19 protein-coding genes, 1 tRNA gene and 1 riboswitch are annotated in these 17,954 nt (G+C 59.3%); of the genes, 15 read left to right on the top strand and 5 right to left on the bottom strand.

Annotated features, from left to right (window positions below; genetic code table 11):
• Window positions 1-41: 41 nt before the first annotated feature.
• Complete coding sequence (locus KGB06_RS01065) at window positions 42-515, bottom strand: hypothetical protein (protein WP_223511312.1); 474 nt, start codon at window positions 513-515, stop codon at window positions 42-44.
• 168 nt (window positions 516-683) lie between these two features.
• Window positions 684-932, bottom strand: coding sequence for a hypothetical protein (locus tag KGB06_RS01060; RefSeq protein ID WP_223511311.1), 249 nt, complete (start codon window positions 930-932; stop codon window positions 684-686).
• A gap of 285 nt (window positions 933-1,217) precedes the next feature.
• A riboswitch (guanidine-I (ykkC/yxkD leader) is annotated at window positions 1,218-1,319 on the top strand.
• A gap of 63 nt (window positions 1,320-1,382) precedes the next feature.
• Between KGB06_RS01060 and KGB06_RS01055 the strand changes: the two genes are divergently transcribed.
• The 14 genes from KGB06_RS01055 (at window position 1,383) to KGB06_RS00990 (ending at window position 15,402) form a co-directional block, all read left to right on the top strand.
• Window positions 1,383-2,450: a putative urea ABC transporter substrate-binding protein gene (locus KGB06_RS01055; RefSeq protein WP_223511310.1), complete on the top strand. Its 1,068-nt coding sequence runs from the start codon at window positions 1,383-1,385 to the stop codon at window positions 2,448-2,450.
• A 16-nt stretch (window positions 2,451-2,466) separates the two neighbouring features.
• A complete protein-coding gene (locus tag KGB06_RS01050) occupies window positions 2,467-3,282 on the top strand; it encodes an ABC transporter permease (protein WP_223511309.1) in 816 nt (271 codons plus the stop codon).
• Entirely contained in the window at window positions 3,279-4,067 is a 789-nt protein-coding gene (locus KGB06_RS01045; protein WP_223511308.1) for an ABC transporter ATP-binding protein, read from the top strand. Before KGB06_RS01050 ends, KGB06_RS01045 begins: the two co-directional genes overlap by 4 nt.
• A 12-nt stretch (window positions 4,068-4,079) precedes the next feature.
• The gene (locus KGB06_RS01040) at window positions 4,080-4,805 is read left to right on the top strand and encodes an urea amidolyase associated protein UAAP1 (RefSeq protein ID WP_223511307.1); all 726 of its coding nucleotides are present in this window, start codon (window positions 4,080-4,082) and stop codon (window positions 4,803-4,805) included.
• A gap of 11 nt (window positions 4,806-4,816) precedes the next feature.
• Window positions 4,817-5,458, top strand: a complete 642-nt coding sequence (locus KGB06_RS01035) for an urea amidolyase associated protein UAAP2 (RefSeq protein ID WP_223511306.1) — start codon at window positions 4,817-4,819, stop codon at window positions 5,456-5,458.
• A gap of 188 nt (window positions 5,459-5,646) precedes the next feature.
• The gene (gene uca, locus KGB06_RS01030) at window positions 5,647-9,273 is read left to right on the top strand and encodes an urea carboxylase (RefSeq protein WP_223511305.1); all 3,627 of its coding nucleotides are present in this window, start codon (window positions 5,647-5,649) and stop codon (window positions 9,271-9,273) included.
• 25 nt (window positions 9,274-9,298) lie between these two features.
• Window positions 9,299-11,077, top strand: a complete 1,779-nt coding sequence (gene atzF / locus KGB06_RS01025; protein WP_223511304.1) for an allophanate hydrolase — start codon at window positions 9,299-9,301, stop codon at window positions 11,075-11,077.
• A 210-nt stretch (window positions 11,078-11,287) separates the two neighbouring features.
• Window positions 11,288-11,482 carry a cysteine-rich CWC family protein gene (locus KGB06_RS01020; RefSeq protein ID WP_223511303.1) on the top strand — a complete coding sequence of 65 codons (195 nt, stop codon included), beginning with the start codon at window positions 11,288-11,290 and terminating at the stop codon, window positions 11,480-11,482.
• Window positions 11,483-11,539: 57 nt separating this feature from the next.
• On the top strand, window positions 11,540-12,232 hold the full coding sequence (locus KGB06_RS01015) for a pseudouridine synthase (protein ID WP_223511302.1): 693 nt from the start codon (window positions 11,540-11,542) through the stop codon (window positions 12,230-12,232).
• A 313-nt stretch (window positions 12,233-12,545) separates the two neighbouring features.
• A complete protein-coding gene (locus KGB06_RS01010) occupies window positions 12,546-13,430 on the top strand; it encodes an alpha/beta fold hydrolase (protein ID WP_223511301.1) in 885 nt (294 codons plus the stop codon).
• 180 nt (window positions 13,431-13,610) lie between these two features.
• Window positions 13,611-13,684: transfer RNA gene (locus KGB06_RS01005), tRNA-Gly, on the top strand.
• 328 nt (window positions 13,685-14,012) lie between these two features.
• Window positions 14,013-14,315: a type II toxin-antitoxin system HigB family toxin gene (locus KGB06_RS01000; protein ID WP_223511300.1), complete on the top strand. Its 303-nt coding sequence runs from the start codon at window positions 14,013-14,015 to the stop codon at window positions 14,313-14,315.
• Window positions 14,315-14,674 carry a type II toxin-antitoxin system HigA family antitoxin gene (locus KGB06_RS00995; protein ID WP_223511299.1) on the top strand — a complete coding sequence of 120 codons (360 nt, stop codon included), beginning with the start codon at window positions 14,315-14,317 and terminating at the stop codon, window positions 14,672-14,674. Before KGB06_RS01000 ends, KGB06_RS00995 begins: the two co-directional genes overlap by 1 nt.
• 458 nt (window positions 14,675-15,132) lie before the next feature.
• Entirely contained in the window at window positions 15,133-15,402 is a 270-nt protein-coding gene (locus tag KGB06_RS00990) for a short-chain dehydrogenase (RefSeq protein ID WP_223511298.1), read from the top strand.
• Window positions 15,403-15,510: 108 nt separating this feature from the next.
• On the opposite strand, the gene tam is transcribed toward KGB06_RS00990, so the two are convergent.
• Window positions 15,511-16,281, bottom strand: a complete 771-nt coding sequence (tam, locus tag KGB06_RS00985; RefSeq protein WP_223511297.1) for a trans-aconitate 2-methyltransferase — start codon at window positions 16,279-16,281, stop codon at window positions 15,511-15,513.
• A 375-nt stretch (window positions 16,282-16,656) separates the two neighbouring features.
• Here tam and KGB06_RS00980 point away from each other — a divergent pair, with 375 nt between their 5' ends.
• Entirely contained in the window at window positions 16,657-17,067 is a 411-nt protein-coding gene (locus KGB06_RS00980; protein WP_223511296.1) for a low affinity iron permease family protein, read from the top strand.
• Window positions 17,068-17,120: 53 nt separating this feature from the next.
• Here the strand turns inward: KGB06_RS00980 and KGB06_RS00975 are convergent, their stop codons facing one another.
• Window positions 17,121-17,624, bottom strand: coding sequence for a DUF4142 domain-containing protein (locus tag KGB06_RS00975; protein WP_223511295.1), 504 nt, complete (start codon window positions 17,622-17,624; stop codon window positions 17,121-17,123).
• A gap of 65 nt (window positions 17,625-17,689) precedes the next feature.
• Window positions 17,690-17,848 carry a KGG domain-containing protein gene (locus tag KGB06_RS00970; RefSeq protein WP_007947610.1) on the bottom strand — a complete coding sequence of 53 codons (159 nt, stop codon included), beginning with the start codon at window positions 17,846-17,848 and terminating at the stop codon, window positions 17,690-17,692.
• Between the last annotated feature and the right edge of the window lie 106 nt (window positions 17,849-17,954).

Genomic DNA, 17,954 nt, shown 5'->3' with positions numbered 1-17,954 from the left:
CAAAAAAAGCGGCGCTTCGTGCGCCGCTTTTGTGTGAACGGTTACCGGTGGCCGCCTCGGCCCATGTGGTCACCGCGTCCGCCGTGATGGCGTCCACCCCCCCGGAAATCATTATTCCAGCCACCTCGGTTGTCATTATTCCAGCCGCCTCGGTTGTCATTACTCCAGCCACCTTGGTGATGACCGTCCCAGCCCTGATTCTGATGTGACCGGTAATAGCTCCGGGATTGGTAATAACGCGGGGCCGGTTGATAGATCCTTGGCTGATAGTAATAGCGCGGAGTCGGCTGGTAATACCGCGCTGGCGGTGAGTAGTACCGGGGCGGTGGCGAGTAATAACCTCCGCCACCTGAATAGTAGGATCCGCCACCGGCGTAATAGGTTGGCGCTGGCGAGGTATAGACCTCGGAACTGTAGTAGTTGGCTCCTCCATCGGAATAGGGCACGCACGCACCAAGAGACAATCCCGATAGAGCAATCAGAAGAATTCGGCGGAGCTGTTTTCGACAGAGCATGGCGGCCTCCTGGACCGCGAGTGAGCTACACCAGCGACGCTGGTGAGCGGCAGTCAATTAATCGGTGACTGTCGAAAGATCAGACATCGTTTTTCGAAATCTGGTGCGTCCATGAAACACATTGAAACATCTGCCCGATGAAAGGTTTTTCATCTATTCACGCACTGATTAATGGTGCCAGCCGTGATATCCACCGCCGTAATAACGCGGTCCGTGGCCTCCGTAATAACGGTAGCGATACCCCCCGTAATACCGTGGACCGTAATAGCCACCGTGGTAGTAAGGCGAGTAATAACCGGGGTAGTAATAACCGGGGTAGTCATTAGGTGTGGCGTATGCGTCGTAGGGGCCTGCGTAGTAATAGCAACCAGACATCCCCAAACTGAACAACACCGTAAACACAATTCGACGCAGCATGACGGCCTCCGAAAAGACCTTGGGACAGCAGCCGACAACGGCCGGCTGACATTGCTTTTGACTTGAAAAACGGCATCAAGTGCTGGGCCGCAAATACCTTCAGATCAGCGGCCAAACCGTCCCATTGCGGTGCAGTCGCGCACCATCACAAGGCAACCGTGCAGCCCCTTCCCGACGTGGCTCTCGCGTCATCCCCCACGCTAGAGCGCTCAAGCCGACTTGGCACGTCTCTCGCTTTAGTAAAAGCGTGCAGGAGTTCTTTACAGGTTCGCGGCACCACAATTTGCAATGGCTGACTAGGGTTCCGGCTCGCTTTGAGCGAGTGGCTGGTCCGAGAGTTGGCGACCTCCAGTTGAGGTTACACGGCGGGACAAAAGCCCGGGAGACAATCCACCGTTCGCGGTGCCGCGTTGACTCCTGCTCGCCCCTGATCAACTGGAGAACCATCCCATGTCCCAGCTTCGTCTACCTTCCCTGCTCGCCGCTGCATTCGCAGCCTTCGTAAGCTTCTCGACCCAGGCCGCCCAGAAAGACCACTTCAGTGTCTGCTGGACCATTTACGCTGGCTGGATGCCTTGGGAATACGCCGGAAGCCAAGGCATCGTCGACAAATGGGCGAAGAAGTACGGCATCAAGATTGATGTGGTGCAGCTCAACGACTACGTCGAATCGATCAATCAATACACCGCTGGCCAGTTCGATGGCTGCACCATGACCAACATGGACGCGCTGACCATTCCGGCCGCTGGCGGCGTCGACAGCACCGCGCTGATCGTCAGCGATTTCTCTAACGGCAATGACGGCATCGTGCTCAAGGGTGACGGTAAGAAAATCACCGACCTCAAGGGCATGGACGTCAACCTGGTGGAGCTGTCGGTTTCCCACTACCTGCTGGCCCGGGCGCTGGATTCGGTGGACCTCACCGAGAAAGACCTCAAAGTGGTCAACACCTCCGACGCCGACATCTCGGCCGCTTTCAACACCGAACAGGTCAACGCCGTCACCACCTGGAACCCGATGCTCTCGGACATCAAGGCCAAGCCCGCCGTCACCGAAGTCTTCAACTCCAGCCAGATCCCCGGCGAGATCATGGACATGATGGTGGTCAACAGCGCCACCCTCAAAGACAACCCGACGCTGGGCAAAGCGCTGACCGGTGCCTGGTTCGAAGTCGTCGAATTGATGAACGCGAAAAACGCCGCCAGCAAAGCCGCGCTCGAACACATGGCCAAGGCCTCAGGCACTGACCTGGCGGGTTTCCAGGCACAACTCGACACCACCAAATTGTTCGCCACGCCCAAAGAAGCCCTGGACTTCTCCACCAGCAAGCAACTGCCGGCAACCATGCGCAAAGTGGCCGAGTTTTCGTTCCAGCACGGCTTGCTCGGCGAAGGCGCCAAGGACACCAGCGCCGTCGGCATGGCGTTCGCCAATGGCGTGACCAGCGGCGACACGGCCAACCTCAAGCTGCGCTTCGACCCGACCTTCGTGCAGATGGCTGCCGACGCCAAGTTGTAAGCAGGAGGAGCTGGCCATGCGCCTGATCAATCGCCACCCGGATCGCCCGAGTCGCCTGTTGCTGGTGATCCTGCCGTTCGCCCTGGTGCTGTTCGCCTACTTCATGGGCTCGGCCGAGCGGCTGACGGACAACCCCAACGACAAGCTGCTGCCGAGCGCTGTGCAAATGACCGACGCGGTGAAACGCCTGGCCTTCGTGGCCGACACCCGCACCGGTGAGTACCTGCTCTGGCAGGACAGCGCTTCGAGCCTGCGCCGCTTGGCTATCGGCCTCGGTATCAGCGCGCTGGCCGGGCTATGCCTGGGCATGGCGGCTGGCACCCTGCCGCTGTTCGGCGCGCCGCTATCCCCGCTGCTGACGGTGCTGTCGATGGTGCCGCCGCTGGCGATCCTGCCGATTCTGTTCATCGTGTTCGGCCTTGGGGAGTTGTCGAAAGTGATGCTGATCGTGATCGGCATCACCCCGGCCCTGGCCCGTGATCTGGAACAACGCGCCCGGGAAATTCCGGTCGAGTTGCTGATCAAGGCCCAGACCCTCGGCGCCTCGACCTGGACCCTGATGCTGCGCGTGGTACTGCCGCAACTGCTGCCGCGTTTGCTGATTTCGCTGCGGCTGATGCTCGGTTCGGCGTGGTTGTTCCTGATCGCCGCTGAGGCCATCGCCTCGACCGACGGCCTCGGCTACCGGATCTTCCTGGTACGCCGTTACCTGGCGATGGACGTGATCCTGCCGTACGTGGTGTGGATCACCCTCCTCGCCTGGCTGATGGACTGGGGCCTGAAGCGCCTGACCCAACGTGCTTTCCCTTGGTATGAAGGAGCACGCGCATGAGCTTCATCACCGTAAAGAACGTATGGCAGCAATACGGCGATCAGGTGGTGCTCGAAGGCCTGAACCTGAACGTCAACGAGGGTGAATTCTGCACACTCGTCGGCGCCTCAGGCTGCGGAAAATCAACCTTCCTGCGCTTGTTGCTCGGTCAGGAACGTGCGAGTCGAGGCGAGATTCTACTCGACGGTCAGGCCCTGGCCGGTGAACCGGATTCGAGCCGTGGCGTGGTGTTCCAGCGCTACTCGGTGTTCCCGCATTTAACGGTGCTGGACAACGTCGCCCTCGGTCTCGAACTGCCGCGTTCGCCACTGCTCGGACGCCTGTTCGGCAGCGCCAAACGTGATGCGCGGGAACAGGCCTCGGTGTTGCTGCACAAAGTCGGCCTCGGCCACTCGCTGGACAAGTACCCGGCGCAGCTTTCCGGTGGCATGCAGCAACGGCTGGCCATTGCCCAGGCACTGATCATGAAACCCCGAGTGTTGCTGCTCGACGAACCGTTCGGCGCGCTCGATCCGGGTATCCGCAAAGACATGCACGCCTTGCTCCTGGAGCTGTGGCGCGAGACACAACTGACGGTGTTCATGGTCACCCACGACCTGTCCGAAGGCTTCAGCCTCGGCACGCGTCTGCTGGTGTTCGACAAGGTCCGTATCGACCCGCACGCCCCCGGCGCCTATGGCGCACGCATCACCTACGACATCCCTTTGAACAGCGACCGCCGCACCACCCGTGCCGCCGTCGACGCCCTGCCGATGCCCCTGGCAGGCAAGCTTCGTATCGCTTAGAGGAATCTGCAAATGACTGATTCGACCCTGCTGTTCACACCCTTTGCCGAAGAATTGCTGCCCGGTGGCGGTCATCGTTCGTTCGTACTGAAACGCGGTCAACTGCTGCGCCTAACCGATCTGCGTGGCGGTGCCAACGTCAGCCTGACGCTGCTCAACGCCAATGAAAAAAACGAACGCCTGAACCTGCCCGACAGCCTCAAATGCCAACACACCGCCAGGCTCACCAGCGGCCATTGCTTGTATTCGGACATGGGCCGAGTGCTGGCTGCAATCACTGCCGACACCTGCGGCTGGAGCGACAGCCTCGGCGGTGTGCTCTGTGCTGAAGAAGTCGCGGAAAAATACGGCGCGGGCCGCTATCAGGAACTGCGCAACGGTTTCTTCCGCAACGGCACCGACAACCTGTTGGTGGAGCTGGGCAAGTGGGGCCTCGGCCTGTCGGACTTGCTGATGACCCTCAACCTGTTCAGCCGGGTCAATGTCGATGAAGCCGGGCGTTTCCACTTCGTCGAAGGCAATTCCAGGGCCGGTGATTACATCGAGTTGTACGCACCGATGGACACACTGGTGGTACTCACCGCCCTGCAACACCCGATGGACCCATCGCCCGAATACGCACCGAAACCTCTGAAGCTCAGCTGGATGAACGCCGACGCCAGCGTCGCCGAACACTGCCGCACCTTGCGCCCGGAAAACGAGCGCGGCTTCATCAACACCGACCGTTTGTTCGCCTGAGGTTCGCTGCCATGTCACTCGCTATCGCCACCGCTCATCAACAGCCGGAAACTGCGATCTACCGCGCCACCATCCCCGCCGGCGAACCCTGGCTGATGGAGGTCAAGGCCGGTCAGACCTTGCGCATCCTCGACCTGGAAGGTAACCAGGCCGTCGACACCCTGTTCTACAGCATCGCCAATCCAAAGGAACGCTACGACGTGCAGCGCACTTTGCGCCGACAAAACAGCGTCTACCTGAGCACCGGCAGCGTGCTGTATTCCAACCTCGGCAAACCGATGCTGACCATCGTCGCCGACACCTGCGGGCGCCACGACACCCTCGGCGGTGCCTGCGCGCAAGAGAGCAACACCGTGCGCTACGCCCTGGAAAAACGCTACATGCACAGTTGCCGCGACAACTACCTGCGCGCCTGCGTCCACGACGGGCGACTGGGCAAGGGCGATATCGGGCCGAACATCAATTTCTTCATGAACGTGCCGGTCACGGCAGACGGCGGGTTGACCTTTGAAGACGGCATTTCGGCGCCGGGCAAATACGTCGACCTGCGGGCCGAAATGGACGTGATCGTGCTGATCTCCAACTGCCCGCAACTGAACAACCCGTGCAACGCCTACAACCCGACACCTGCGGAGTTATTGGTATGGAACTGAAACTGGCGCGGTTGCGTAAATGGTTGTTCGCCCTGTGCCAGGCCCGTTCAAGCCAGTGCATCAAATAACCGTTCCCCTGTGGTGTGAATTTCTGTCATCGGGGACGGCCCTGGTGCATTTCGAAAAACTGCGGGACGGCCCGCATCCCAGGTCGAGGCTGATGCGCTATCGCCTCCGGGGGTTATGCCATGTTCGAAAAAATCCTGATTGCCAACCGAGGCGCCATTGCCTGCCGCATCCTGCGCACCCTGCGTGAATTGCAGGTCAAGGGTGTCGCCGTGTACTCCGAAGCCGATGCTGCCAGCCTGCACATCCTGCAAGCCGATGAAGCCCATAGCCTCGGTCAAGGCCCGGCCGCCAGCACCTATCTGGCGGTCGACAAGATTCTCGCCATCGCCAAAGCCACTGGCGCCACGGCGATTCATCCCGGCTACGGTTTTCTCTCGGAAAACGCCGCGTTCGCCGAAGCCTGCGAAGCCGCCGACATCGCCTTCATCGGCCCCACACCCGAACAGCTGCGCGTATTCGGCCTGAAACACACCGCCCGCGCCTTGGCCAAACAACATGGCGTACCGATGCTTGAAGGCACCGAACTGCTCGACAGCCTCGACGCAGCGCTAATCGCAGGCGAACAGGTCGGCTACCCGGTGATGCTCAAAAGCACCGCCGGTGGTGGTGGCATCGGCATGCGTGTGTGCCGCAGCGCGGCGGAGTTGAGCGAGTCCTTTGAAGCAGTCAAACGCCTTGGCCAGAACAATTTCAGCGATGCGGGCGTGTTCATCGAGAAGTACATCCCGCGCGCGCGCCATCTGGAGGTTCAGGTGTTCGGCGACGGCCGTGGCGAGGTGATTGCCCTCGGCGTACGCGACTGCTCGGTACAACGGCGCAACCAGAAAGTCCTCGAAGAAACCCCGGCGCCGAACCTGCCCGAGGGCATGGCCGAAGACCTTTGCGCAGCCGCCATCAAACTGGCGAAAGCGGTGAATTACCGCAGTGCCGGCACCGTGGAATTTGTCTTCGACAGCGAAGATCAGCGTTTCTACTTTCTTGAAGTGAACACCCGCTTGCAGGTGGAACACGGCGTGACCGAACAAGTGTGGGGCGTCGACCTGGTGCGCTGGATGGTGGAACTCGCGGCCGGTGATTTGCCGCCACTGCGTGAGTTTAGCCAAGGGTTGAGAGCCAAAGGGCACGCGATTCAGGCACGCCTGTATGCCGAAGATCCGGGACGCGACTTCCAGCCGAGCCCCGGCTTGCTCACCGCCGTGAGTTTCCCTGCCGCCAACGGCATCCAACTGCGTATCGACACCTGGGTCGAGGTCGGTTGCGAGATCCCGCCGTACTTCGACCCGATGATCGCCAAGGTCATCAGCTGGGCACCGAGCCGCGAAGAAGCGCGCGCCGATTTGCATCAGGCATTGGCTGACAGTCAGCTCTATGGCGTGGAAACCAACCGCGATTACTTGCGGCAAATTCTGCTCGATGCGCCATTCGCCAGTGGCCAGCCGTGGACGCGTTGCCTGGAAGGTCTGGTCTATCAGGCCAACACCTTCGAAGTGCTCAGCGCCGGGACGCAAACCAGCGTTCAGGACTATCCGGGGCGTCTCGGTTATTGGGCGGTGGGCGTGCCGCCGTCGGGGCCAATGGACAGCCGCGCGCTGCGTCTGGGCAACCTTTTGCTGGGCAATGAAGAAGGTGCCGCCGCGCTGGAAATCACCATGAGCGGGCCGTTGCTGCGCTTCAATTGCGATGTTGTGGTGGCGGTGACCGGGGCGGTGATCCCGCTGACGCTGAACGGTGAAACCGTCGCGATGAATACGGCGCTGTTGATTCCGGCCGGTGCTACGTTGAGCCTCGGCACGATGGCTGGTGTGGGCGCCCGCAGCTATTTGTGCGTGCGCGGCGGCTTGCAGGTTCCGGATTATCTGGGGAGCAAAAGCACCTTCACCCTCGGCCAGTTTGGCGGGCATGGTGGTCGGGCCTTGCGGGCGGGTGATGTGTTGCATGTGCCGGCGCTGAGCGATCGTAGCGTCGGTGGGCAACTACCTGAAATCACTGAGTTGCCCGGCGTGCGGCTAATCCGCGTGATCTACGGCCCCCATGGCGCACCGGAATATTTCACTGAAAAATACATCGGCACCTTCTTCGCGACCCAGTGGGAAGTGCATTTCAATTCCAGTCGAACCGGCGTGCGGCTGATCGGGCCGAAACCCGAATGGGTGCGTGCCGACGGGGGCGAAGCGGGACTGCATCCGTCGAACATTCATGACAATCCGTATGCCATCGGGGCGGTGGATTTTACCGGGGACATGCCGGTGATCCTCGGCCCGGATGGCCCGAGCCTCGGTGGCTTTGTGTGCCCGGTGACGGTGATCGAAGCGGACCTTTGGCAGCTCGGGCAACTCAAGGCTGGGGACAAAATCCAGTTCCTCCCCGTCGATTTCCAGACCGCCCGCAACCTCGCCTTGAAATGGAACTCCCCATGTAGGAGCTGGCTTGCCAGCGAAGAAGTTGATGCGGTGTCTGGACAGCCCCCTTCGCTGGCAAGCCAGCTCCTACAGGTTGTGTCGCCTGTTGTATTGGATATCGGTCAGGGAGATACGCGGCTGGTCGCGAGATTGTCTGGCGATACACATCTGCTGCTGGAAATCGGCGCCCCGGAACTCGACCTGGTCCTGCGCTTCCGCGCCCACGCCCTCATGCAGGCACTGGAAAGCAAACACCTGCACGGCGTGATCGACCTCACCCCCGGCATCCGCTCGCTGCAAGTGCACTACCAACCCGAGCAACTGCCGCTGTCCGACCTGCTCGGCATCGTCGCCGGTGAATGGGACGCGGTGTGCGCCGCCAAAGACCTGCAAGTGCCCTCGCGCATCGTGCATTTGCCGCTGTCTTGGGATGACCCGGCCTGCCAGTTGGCCATCGAGAAATACATGACCACCGTGCGCAAAGACGCGCCGTGGTGCCCGAGCAATCTGGAGTTCATCCGCCGCATCAACGACCTGCCCAACCTCGACGAAGTGCAGCGCACGGTGTTCGACGCCAGTTACCTGGTGATGGGTCTGGGCGACGTTTACCTCGGCGCACCGGTCGCCACCCCGCTCGACCCGCGTCATCGTCTGGTGACCACTAAGTACAACCCGGCCCGCACCTGGACCGCCGAAAACTCGGTGGGCATCGGCGGTGCCTACATGTGCGTCTACGGCATGGAAGGCCCCGGCGGTTATCAGTTTGTCGGGCGCACCTTGCAGATGTGGAATCGCTACCGCGAAGTCGCCGCGTTCGACGGCAAACCGTGGCTGTTGCGCTTCTTTGACCAGATCCGTTTCTACCCGGTGAGCGCCGATGAACTGCTGCGCATCCGCAAGGACTTCCCGCTCGGGCGCTTTGAGCTGAACATCGAACACAGCCAATTGAACCTCGCGGATTACCAGGCATTCCTGACGCAAGAAGCCGAGACCATCGCTGCGTTTCGCGATCAACAACAAGGCGCGTTCAACGCCGAGCGCGAACGCTGGATCGCCAGCGGTCAGGCGCATTTCGACAGCGAAGAACGGGTCCCGGAAGCGACCGAAGATGCAGCGCTCGTCAGCGGTGAAATGAGCGTCGACAGCCACATCGCCGGCAACCTCTGGCAGGTTCAGGTGGAAACCGGCAGTCGCGTAGCCGCCGGTGATGTGCTGGTGATTCTGGAGTCGATGAAGATGGAAATTCCGCTGCTGGCGCCGATGGCCGGCGTGGTGCGTGAGATTCGTGTGCAGCCCGGTTCCGCAGTGCGCGCCGGACAGCGCGTCGTGGTGCTGGAAGTCGACTGAACCCATTTCGAAAAGGATTAATCCCATGAACATCAATCTGCAACTCGACGCCCTGCGCAGCGCTTATCGCGACGGCAGCACCACACCTCGAAAACTGCTGTCGAGCCTGCGCGACAAAGCCGCCGCGCTGAACCCGGACTATCACCTGTTCATCCACTTGCTCAGTGTCGAAGAACTGGAACCGTATCTCGCCGCCCTCGACGGTCGCGACATCGACAGCCTGCCACTGTACGGCGTGCCGTTCGCGATCAAGGACAACATCGACCTGGCGGGCATTCCCACGACGGCGGCGTGTCCCGACTTTGCCTATGTGCCGGAGCAATCAGCGACCATCGTCGAGCAGCTGCTGGCGCTAGGCGCGATCCCTCTGGGCAAGACCAACCTTGACCAGTTCGCCACTGGCCTCAATGGCAGTCGCTCGCCGTATGGCGCGTGCCCGAACAGCGTGTTGCCGGAGTATCCGTCGGGCGGTTCCAGCGCCGGGTCTTCGTTGGCGGTCGCGTTGGGGGTGGCGAGTTTTTCGTTGGGCACGGACACGGCGGGATCGGGACGTGTGCCAGCGGGTTTGAACAATCTGGTGGGACTGAAAGCCACCAAAGGATTGATCTCCACGGCGGGTGTGGTGCCGGCCTGTCGCACGCTTGATTGCGTGACGACCTTTACCGCGACGGCTCGCGAGGCCAGTCAATTGCTCGCGCTCACCGCACACCTCGACCCGCGCGATGAATACAGCCGCAGCAACCCGCAGTGGAATGACGGCTCGGCGTTCGGCTCACCGCGCCCTTTGCGCTTCGGTGTGCCGCGCGCGCAGGACCTGGAATTTTTCGGTTGCCCCGAAGGCCCGCTGTTGTTCGGGGATGCCATCGACCAACTCAAGGTGTTGGGGGGTGAAGCCGTCGAACTGGATATGTCGCCGTTTCTCGAGGCGGCACGCTTACTCTACGAAGGGCCATGGGTGGCCGAGCGCTACAGCGTGGCCGGGGAATTGATGGAGCAAAATCCGCAAGCGGTGCTGCCGGTGATTCGTGCAGTGCTGGCCAAGGCGCCGGCGGTGACGGGCGTGCAAACTTTCCGCGCGCAGTACCGGCTGCAGGCCTTGAAGGCGCTGTGCGACAAGGCACTGGAAGGGCTCGATTGCGTGGTCACGCCGACCATCGGCCGCCCGGTGACACTGGCGCAGCTGGACGCCGAACCGGTGCTGCGCAATTCGGAACTGGGTTACTACACCAACTTCATGAACCTGCTCGATTACGCCGCCGTCGCGGTGCCCAGCGCTTTCATGGGCAATGGCCTGCCGTGGGGCGTGACGCTGTTTGGTCGGGCGTTTACCGATCAGTATTTGTTGAGCGTGGCGGATGCCTTCCAGCGCCAGCAAGGCCTGACCACGCCGGCACCAACGGCGGTTGCGCGCAACGACCGGGCGCGGTTGGTGGTGTGTGGCGCGCATCTGGATGGGTTGGCGCTGAACTGGCAGTTGAAGCGGCGCGGGGCTCGGTTGGTCGAGACGACGTTCAGTTCGCCGGATTATCAGCTGTATGCGTTGGCCGGTGGCCCGCCGTTTCGTCCGGGGATGGTTCGGGTGAAGGATGGCGGTGTGGCGATTGCGGTGGAGGTTTGGGAACTGCCGAGCAGTGAATTGGGCTCGTTCTTGACCGGGATTCCGGCGCCGTTGGGGTTGGGTAAGGTGCAACTGGCGGACGGACGTTGGGAGAGCGGGTTTATCTGTGAGGCGTATGGGTTGGAGGGAGCGGTAGATATCAGTCATCTCGGCGGATGGCGTGCATATCTGCACTCCCTGACCTGAACACCCCCCCTGTGGGAGTGAGCCTGCTCGCGATAGCGTCAGCACTTCACAATTGATGTCGACTGATACACCGCCATCGCGAGCAGGCTCGCTCCCACAAGGTCCGTGCCCAGCACAAATGAAAGAGTTATTCCCCGGCTTTCCATTAGAATGCTTGCCATCGGCTCACTGCCAAGCAACCTGTCTCACTCGCGCTATGAGTAACCCTTTATGAACCGGCCTGAACTGTGCCCGGCCTGCGGCGCGTCCAACGACTGCACCCTGGCTGTACCGCAAACCGCTGATCGCGCGTGTTGGTGCTACGGCGTCAGCATCGACCCGGCCGTGCTCGAAGCGCTGCCCCCTGAACTGCGCGACAAATCCTGCCTGTGCCCACGCTGTGCACAGGTCGAAGCGTTGCTGTAAGCAAGCGCCCGGCCGTTCACGTAAGATACGCGGCCCTTTTCCCACCGATCTCTTGCCATGCGCGTTGACCGTTTCCTCAGCAACCTGCCGCGCTTCAACCGTAAGCAGGTACGCCTGTTGCTGGTGGAAAAGCGCGTGCGGATCGACGGAAAAATCGTCAGCGACCCGCACGCCGAAGTGCTTGAATTCAACCGCGTCGAAGTCAACGACGAGGTCCTGCAAGTCGGCAAGCCCGCACGCTACTTCATGCTGCACAAGCCACCCGGCTGCGTCAGCGCCACCCGCGACCCGGAGCACCCGACGGTCCTCGACCTGATCGATGAGCCGGACAAGGACGAGTTGCACATCGCCGGTCGCCTCGACTTCAACACCACCGGCCTGATGCTGATCACCAATGACGGCAGCTGGTCGCGACGCCTGACCCAACCACAAACCAAACTGCCCAAGGTCTACTACGTCGAGACCGAGCAAGATATCGGGCCGGAATACGCGCTGAAATTCACCGAAGGGCTGTATTTCGCCTTCGAAGACCTCACCACTCAGCCTGCCGAGCTAGAGCTTCTGGGACCGAAGTCGGCGCGTCTGAGTATCGTCGAAGGCCGGTATCACCAGGTGAAGCGCATGTTCGGCCACTTCGACAACAAGGTCCTGCGCCTGCACCGCGAGCGCATGGGCCCGCTGGAGCTCGATAACGCGCTAAAACCGGGCGAGTACCGCGCCTTGCGCACCGAAGAGATTCATTTGATCTAAGCAGGCGACCGCTCAGCAGAAGTTGTCGAACAATTTACGAATGGCTCTTGCGCGAAGGCGTCGCCCCTGCTTGAATCAGGTCGTCAGCCGAAATGTGACTGACGAGTCACCACATACTTCTAAGAAACTTTTTGCCGGTTAGAGAACCCTCAGGTTCCGCCTCAGACCGACAGACTGCCCGCCAATAATAATACCCGTCGACCTGCTGTACCGGATCGACATGGGCCATTCAAATTCCAGGCGTATGCCTACCTGTCACAAAGCTCGTGCAATCTCATTTGCGCGCATACCCGCTTGCCAGGAGTCATATGACATGAGGCCAGAAATCGCTGTGCTGGATATACAGGGTCAGTATCGGGTCTACACGGAGTTCTATCGCGCAGACGCCGCAGAGAAGACCATTATCTTGGTCAACGGCTCGATGGCCACGACTGCGTCGTTTGCACAAACCGTGAAAAACCTCCATCCGCAGTTCAACGTGGTCTGCTACGACCAGCCCTACGCGGGCAGGTCCAAAGCCCACAACCTGCATGAGAAATTGCTGACCAAGGAAGTCGAAGGGCAGATCCTTCTGGAACTGATCGACCACTTCGGCGCCGAACACGTACTGTCGTTTTCCTGGGGCGGCGCCGCGACCCTGGCCGCCCTCGCCCATCGGCCACGACGGATCGAAAAAGCCGTGATCAGCTCGTTCTCCCCGGAGATCAATGCGCACATGCTCGATTACCTCGAGCGCGGCGTCGATTACCTCGGCAGCCGGGACGGCGACCGGGTCGGCAACCTGGTGAACAGCACCATCGGCAAACACTTGCCTAGCCTGTTCAAGCGCTTCAACTACCGGCACGTCAGCAGCCTGGCCGATCATGAATACGGGCAGATGCACTTCCACATCAGCGACCTGCTGCACAGCGATCGCCAATGCTTCCTCAAAGCCTCGGAAAAAATCAACGTGCCGGTGCTGTTCATGAACGGCGAATGGGACGAATACACCGCCGCCGATGGCGCGCGACTGTTCGCCAACCACGTTCAAAACGCCACCTTCACGACACTGGAAGCGACCGGCCACTTTCTCGACATGGAACACAAAGCCGCCTGCCGAGACAGCCGCAATGCACTGCTGGGTTTCCTGAAACCATCGCTGCATGAAAGCCGAACGCGTTACCACTACGTCAAGGACAACCATGCACTGGCAATCTGAAACAGCGTCCTCGCGAGCAAGCCCCGCCCTACAGTGTTGAACGCATTCCTGTAGGCACGTGGCTTGCCCGCGAAAGACCGCCTCGCGGTCTTCGGCCTGTTTCACCTGCGCTAAAGTCATCCCGCGCAAAGAAAAACTTCATTTCCACGCGCACATCTGGTACAAAGTCAGCCGCTCTGAGCGGGTGTCGTATAATGGCATTACTCCAGCTTCCCAAGCTGATAACGAGGGTTCGATTCCCTTCACCCGCTCCAATCGAATTTTGATCTCACGTTAAGGTGGTTTTGACGGGGGATGTAGAGATAGAAAAAAACCGGTCCTGAGTGGCCGGTTTTTTGTGGGCGGGATTTAGTGAACAGTTTCTTCGGGCTGAATGGCCAGTCAGTGCCTGCAAAATCAGGTGTAGATCAACCATTCACTGGTGGCACGAAAGTGGCCCTGCTAGCGTTTTTCTTGCGCCAATAAAGGATTTCGTCAATGCAATAGGGTTCCAGGGCTCTCGCGGCCGTTATGGCATTGCACTGGTAAGGTTGCATCTCGTCAATGCGAAGACTACCATCTCCCAAAATGGGAGGACTTGCGGTGCGAGTGATTGCAAAAGGGACATTGCTGGAATTTTGGGAAAGCAGTCCAGCCTACACTGACGCAGAAACGCCGCTTGTTGAATGGTATCGACATATGGAAAAAGCTATTTATCGCACGCCTCAAGAGGTCAAGGCGGAGCTGAGAACGGCCAGCATCCTCAAGGGCGGCAGGGTTGTATTCAACATCGGCGGCAACAAATATCGCGTGATTCTGGCAGTCGACTATCAACGACAGCTCGGCTTCATCAGATTCGTTGGCACCCACGCCCAATATGATCAGATCAACGCGGAGACCGTGTAATGAACATTAAACCTATTCGCAGCCAGGAAGACCTGACTGATGCATTTGCTCGTGTGGAGCAACTGTGGGGTGCCGAAATCGGTTCACCTGATGGCGATGAGCTTGAAATTCTGGCACTGCTCATCGAGAAATATGAAGACGAGCATTATCCAATGCCGCCCTCCGATCCGATTGAGGCCATCAAATTCCGCATGGATCAGCAAGGCCTGACCCCTCGTGATCTGGAACCGTTCATCGGTACGAGCGGGCGCGTATCCGAAGTGCTGAATCGTAAGCGCAAACTGAGCCTGTCGATGATCAAGCGTCTGCACGATGGATTACGAATTCCTTACGAGAGTTTGCTCGCTGGTGTTGCCTGACAAGTGGCCAAGACGAAAAACCGGTCCTTAGTGACCGGTTTTTTGTGGGCAGGATTTGTGTGAACTGCCAGTCAACGCCTGCCAAATCAGGTGTCGATCAACTATTCACTGGTGGCACGAAAGTGGCCAATTTTCGAAAAGGCAACGTCCTACACGACACTGGGAATTGTCCGTACACTTGCGCATTGCTGTGCCTTTGTCACGAGGCCTATAGTCCGAGCGCGCCCAAATGGCGTATCGGGTTTGGCGACTCGATGACAACGATTCAGAAATCTCCGAGTTTTTTCGGAGCATTTTCTGACTGCACTTTGCTGCGCTTTTTTTGGTGGCTGTGCGTGGGAGACCTTCGGGTCTGCCGGTTTTACCGTTGTCCGGTTCGCCAACCTGCGTACAGCTACCGCCCTATTGTTTGGCGACGATTGAGTGGTAGGTCTTTCACCTACTAACGGTAATCACGCATGAAAGAATATATGGCTTTAACCAGCAACGCCGACGATCTCCCCTCGTTATTCGTCAATACCACCCAACCGCTGCACTCACTGCTCAGCACGGCCAGTTACAGAATTCGAGCCGTGACGCAGATCCTCGAAAACCTCGCGATGCGAGGTGATATCACGACTGACTCGGTCATCCTCAGCGATTTTGCATTGCTGTGCTGTGTGCCTTTGCGCGATGGTTGCGATGTGCTGGATGTCATCGCTCGACGCATGGATGCGGAACCATCCTGACGTGATAGCGGGCGCCTTTCGGGGCGTCCTTTGCGTTTCATGGCCGACTATTGTGACGTATCACTGTGGCGAGGGAGCTTGCTCCCTCGCCACAGGTTCAGTGTGTTCTTACCGAGTCGCGACAATAAACAACCGCGGAAACGGCAACAGCACCGAACCATCGCTCAACGCCGGATAAGCCTGCTCTATCGCAGCATGGTATTGCTTGAGGTATTGCGCCTTTTCCGCATCATCCAGCGGCTCAAGAAACGGCCGCAAACCGCTGCCCTTGAACCACTCGACCACGCCCGACGCACCGTCCGCCAGCGGATGATGGTAAGTGGTGCGCCACACATCGACTCGCGCACAGTGCGGTTGCAGCATCGAGTAGTAATCGCTGGCACTCGCCATCTCTGTGCGTTGCCCGGCCGCGTCCGCCAGTTTGCTGGCCCATGGGCCTTCGGCGGCCACTTCGCGCATCAGGCGATGGGACGGCTCGTTGAGGTTGTCGGGCATCTGAATGGCCAGGCTGCCGCCCTGGGTCAGTCTGGAGGCCAGCGAAGGCAGTAACGTCCCGTGATCGGGCAACCACTGCAACACTGCGTTGGCGAATATCACATCGAACGGGCCGCTATCGTTCCAGGTGCCGATATCAACGGTGTCGAACTGCACGTTTGGCAAGCGCTTGCGAGCGGCTTCTATCATGTCGGTCGAACTGTCGACACCACGCACCGTGGCGCCGGTGAAGCGCTCGACCAGCAACTCGGTCGAATTGCCGGGACCGCACCCGATGTCGATGGCCGAGCGCGCGTCCACGGGCGGGATGGCGGCGAGCAGATCTCGTGCCGGGCGGGTGCGTTCATCTTCAAAAGCGACGTATTGTTTGGCGGACCAACTCATTGCGTTCTCCTGTCGGTGCGTTGTTGTGGGCAGAGGCGGACAACCGGTTCGATACGATACCTCGGCAGAGGCTGTCTGCCCTATCCCACCTTTGGCCAACGCAATCGTTGGTCGGTTGAAATAAGACTCAATGACCAGGTCCTTTGTGTAGCTGTTGGCGAAGCCTGCGTCCGGCTGCGCAGCAGTCGTAAACCCGGAGTTCTCGGTCTCCCTGAAACACCGAGCCGCATGATTTCACGACTGCTACGCAGCCGGACGCAGGCTTCGCCAGCTGCTACAAAACTCGCCTCACCGCCAAATCCAGGAATGTAAGTAGAATTTTCAACACGCCGTCGCTGTCTGAAATTCAGGCGCACCCCTATAAGGAACACGGCAATGAAATTCGCAAAAATCTCGCAGAAACTCGCCCTGTGGGCCGGAAGCCCCAAGACGTTTATGGGGGCGCTGATTCTTATTGCTCTGTGGGGCTTGAGTGGGCCGATTTTTGGTTTCAACGACACTTGGCAACTGGTGATCAACACGTCCACCACGATCATCACGTTCCTGATGGTGTTCCTGATCCAGAACACGCAGAACCGCGATACCGACATCCTGCATTTGAAAATCGATGAGTTGCTGCGGGTGAACAAGGAGGCAAAGAACGCGATGCTGGGGCTGGAGGTACTGGACCTCAAGCAACTGGAAGCGCTGCGCAAACACTATCGCGCCATGGGCGAAAAAGAGGTGCATGACCTGGCGGGGCTGGCGACGTCGAGCCAGCGCAAACAGAATTTGAATGAGTGCTGAGCAAAATAAAACGGCGCGTGATGTGAGTCACGCGCCGTTTTCTTTAAATGTCACTAACGACCGGCCTGCAACGCCCTGGCCATTTGCAGATGGTTTTGCAGTTTGGGCAGGGTTTCTTCAGCGAAGGCTTTGATTTCCGGCAAGTCGGTGGTCTGCGCTTCCTGTTGGAGTTGTTCAATGGCTGCCTGGGTGGTTTTCTCCTGACTCGCGGCGTAGGCCTGATCAAAGGTTGCACCGTCCATCACTTGCGGCATCAAGGCTTTGGCCTTCTCGACCACTTCTTCCCGCGGGGCTACTGGCAAATCCAGTTGTTTGGCGATTTTCGCCAAACGCTGGTTGGCGGTAGTACGGTCATTGATGACGACGATGGTGTAGTCCTTGACCTCTTTGGATTCGGTTTTCTGGTGTGCCAGTCGACTGGCTTCAATGTCGGCCATGCTTTGGGCCGAAGCATCGTTGATGAATTCTGCGGGGGACTGGGCAAAAGCGCTGCTGGCACACAGGCTCAGTAACGTGACAAAACCTGCGTGACGTATTCGGGTGGCCATCCTGTTCATGGTCGCGCCCTCCTTGTAAAAAAATTCAAACGGGAGCTTTCGCCCCCGCCTCTCAATCAACACCACTACTTGGATTTCTGACCACCTTTGCGGCCCATTTCGGGTTTCGAAGAGTCTTTATCAACAGTCGTAGTGGTAGTTTTCCCACCTTTGCGACCGGCTTCAGACGCCTTAGTTCGATCGTTGGCGAAGTTTCCCGAGTTCGAGTTTCTTGAGTTAGGCATGATTCTCTACCTCTTGGTTATGACCCAGGCGAGCAACAGCCCGCATAAAATCAGAATCGACGAGCCCCAAAAGGTTTAGAAAAGCTGAAAACGCAGCGACGAACGG

This window comes from Pseudomonas sp. GL-B-19, from assembly GCF_019956415.1.
GTDB lineage: Bacteria > Pseudomonadota > Gammaproteobacteria > Pseudomonadales > Pseudomonadaceae > Aquipseudomonas.
The sequence above is the reverse complement of the archived record's forward strand: the minus strand, read 5'-3'. Positions and strand labels throughout refer to the sequence as shown.

What these genes read in the sequence shown, in the direction of transcription:
- KGB06_RS01065 (WP_223511312.1), bottom strand. Translation starts at nt 515, where the DNA reads ATGCTCTGTCGAAAACAGCTCCGCCGAATTCTTCTGATTGCTCTATCG.
- KGB06_RS01060 (WP_223511311.1), bottom strand. Translation starts at nt 932, where the DNA reads ATGCTGCGTCGAATTGTGTTTACGGTGTTGTTCAGTTTGGGGATGTCT.
- KGB06_RS01055 (WP_223511310.1), top strand. Translation starts at nt 1,383, where the DNA reads ATGTCCCAGCTTCGTCTACCTTCCCTGCTCGCCGCTGCATTCGCAGCC.
- KGB06_RS01050 (WP_223511309.1), top strand. Translation starts at nt 2,467, where the DNA reads ATGCGCCTGATCAATCGCCACCCGGATCGCCCGAGTCGCCTGTTGCTG.
- KGB06_RS01045 (WP_223511308.1), top strand. Translation starts at nt 3,279, where the DNA reads ATGAGCTTCATCACCGTAAAGAACGTATGGCAGCAATACGGCGATCAG.
- KGB06_RS01040 (WP_223511307.1), top strand. Translation starts at nt 4,080, where the DNA reads ATGACTGATTCGACCCTGCTGTTCACACCCTTTGCCGAAGAATTGCTG.
- KGB06_RS01035 (WP_223511306.1), top strand. Translation starts at nt 4,817, where the DNA reads ATGTCACTCGCTATCGCCACCGCTCATCAACAGCCGGAAACTGCGATC.
- uca (WP_223511305.1), top strand. Translation starts at nt 5,647, where the DNA reads ATGTTCGAAAAAATCCTGATTGCCAACCGAGGCGCCATTGCCTGCCGC.
- atzF (WP_223511304.1), top strand. Translation starts at nt 9,299, where the DNA reads ATGAACATCAATCTGCAACTCGACGCCCTGCGCAGCGCTTATCGCGAC.
- KGB06_RS01020 (WP_223511303.1), top strand. Translation starts at nt 11,288, where the DNA reads ATGAACCGGCCTGAACTGTGCCCGGCCTGCGGCGCGTCCAACGACTGC.
- KGB06_RS01015 (WP_223511302.1), top strand. Translation starts at nt 11,540, where the DNA reads ATGCGCGTTGACCGTTTCCTCAGCAACCTGCCGCGCTTCAACCGTAAG.
- KGB06_RS01010 (WP_223511301.1), top strand. Translation starts at nt 12,546, where the DNA reads ATGAGGCCAGAAATCGCTGTGCTGGATATACAGGGTCAGTATCGGGTC.
- KGB06_RS00995 (WP_223511299.1), top strand. Translation starts at nt 14,315, where the DNA reads ATGAACATTAAACCTATTCGCAGCCAGGAAGACCTGACTGATGCATTT.
- KGB06_RS00990 (WP_223511298.1), top strand. Translation starts at nt 15,133, where the DNA reads ATGAAAGAATATATGGCTTTAACCAGCAACGCCGACGATCTCCCCTCG.
- tam (WP_223511297.1), bottom strand. Translation starts at nt 16,281, where the DNA reads ATGAGTTGGTCCGCCAAACAATACGTCGCTTTTGAAGATGAACGCACC.
- KGB06_RS00980 (WP_223511296.1), top strand. Translation starts at nt 16,657, where the DNA reads ATGAAATTCGCAAAAATCTCGCAGAAACTCGCCCTGTGGGCCGGAAGC.
- KGB06_RS00975 (WP_223511295.1), bottom strand. Translation starts at nt 17,624, where the DNA reads ATGAACAGGATGGCCACCCGAATACGTCACGCAGGTTTTGTCACGTTA.
- KGB06_RS00970 (WP_007947610.1), bottom strand. Translation starts at nt 17,848, where the DNA reads ATGCCTAACTCAAGAAACTCGAACTCGGGAAACTTCGCCAACGATCGA.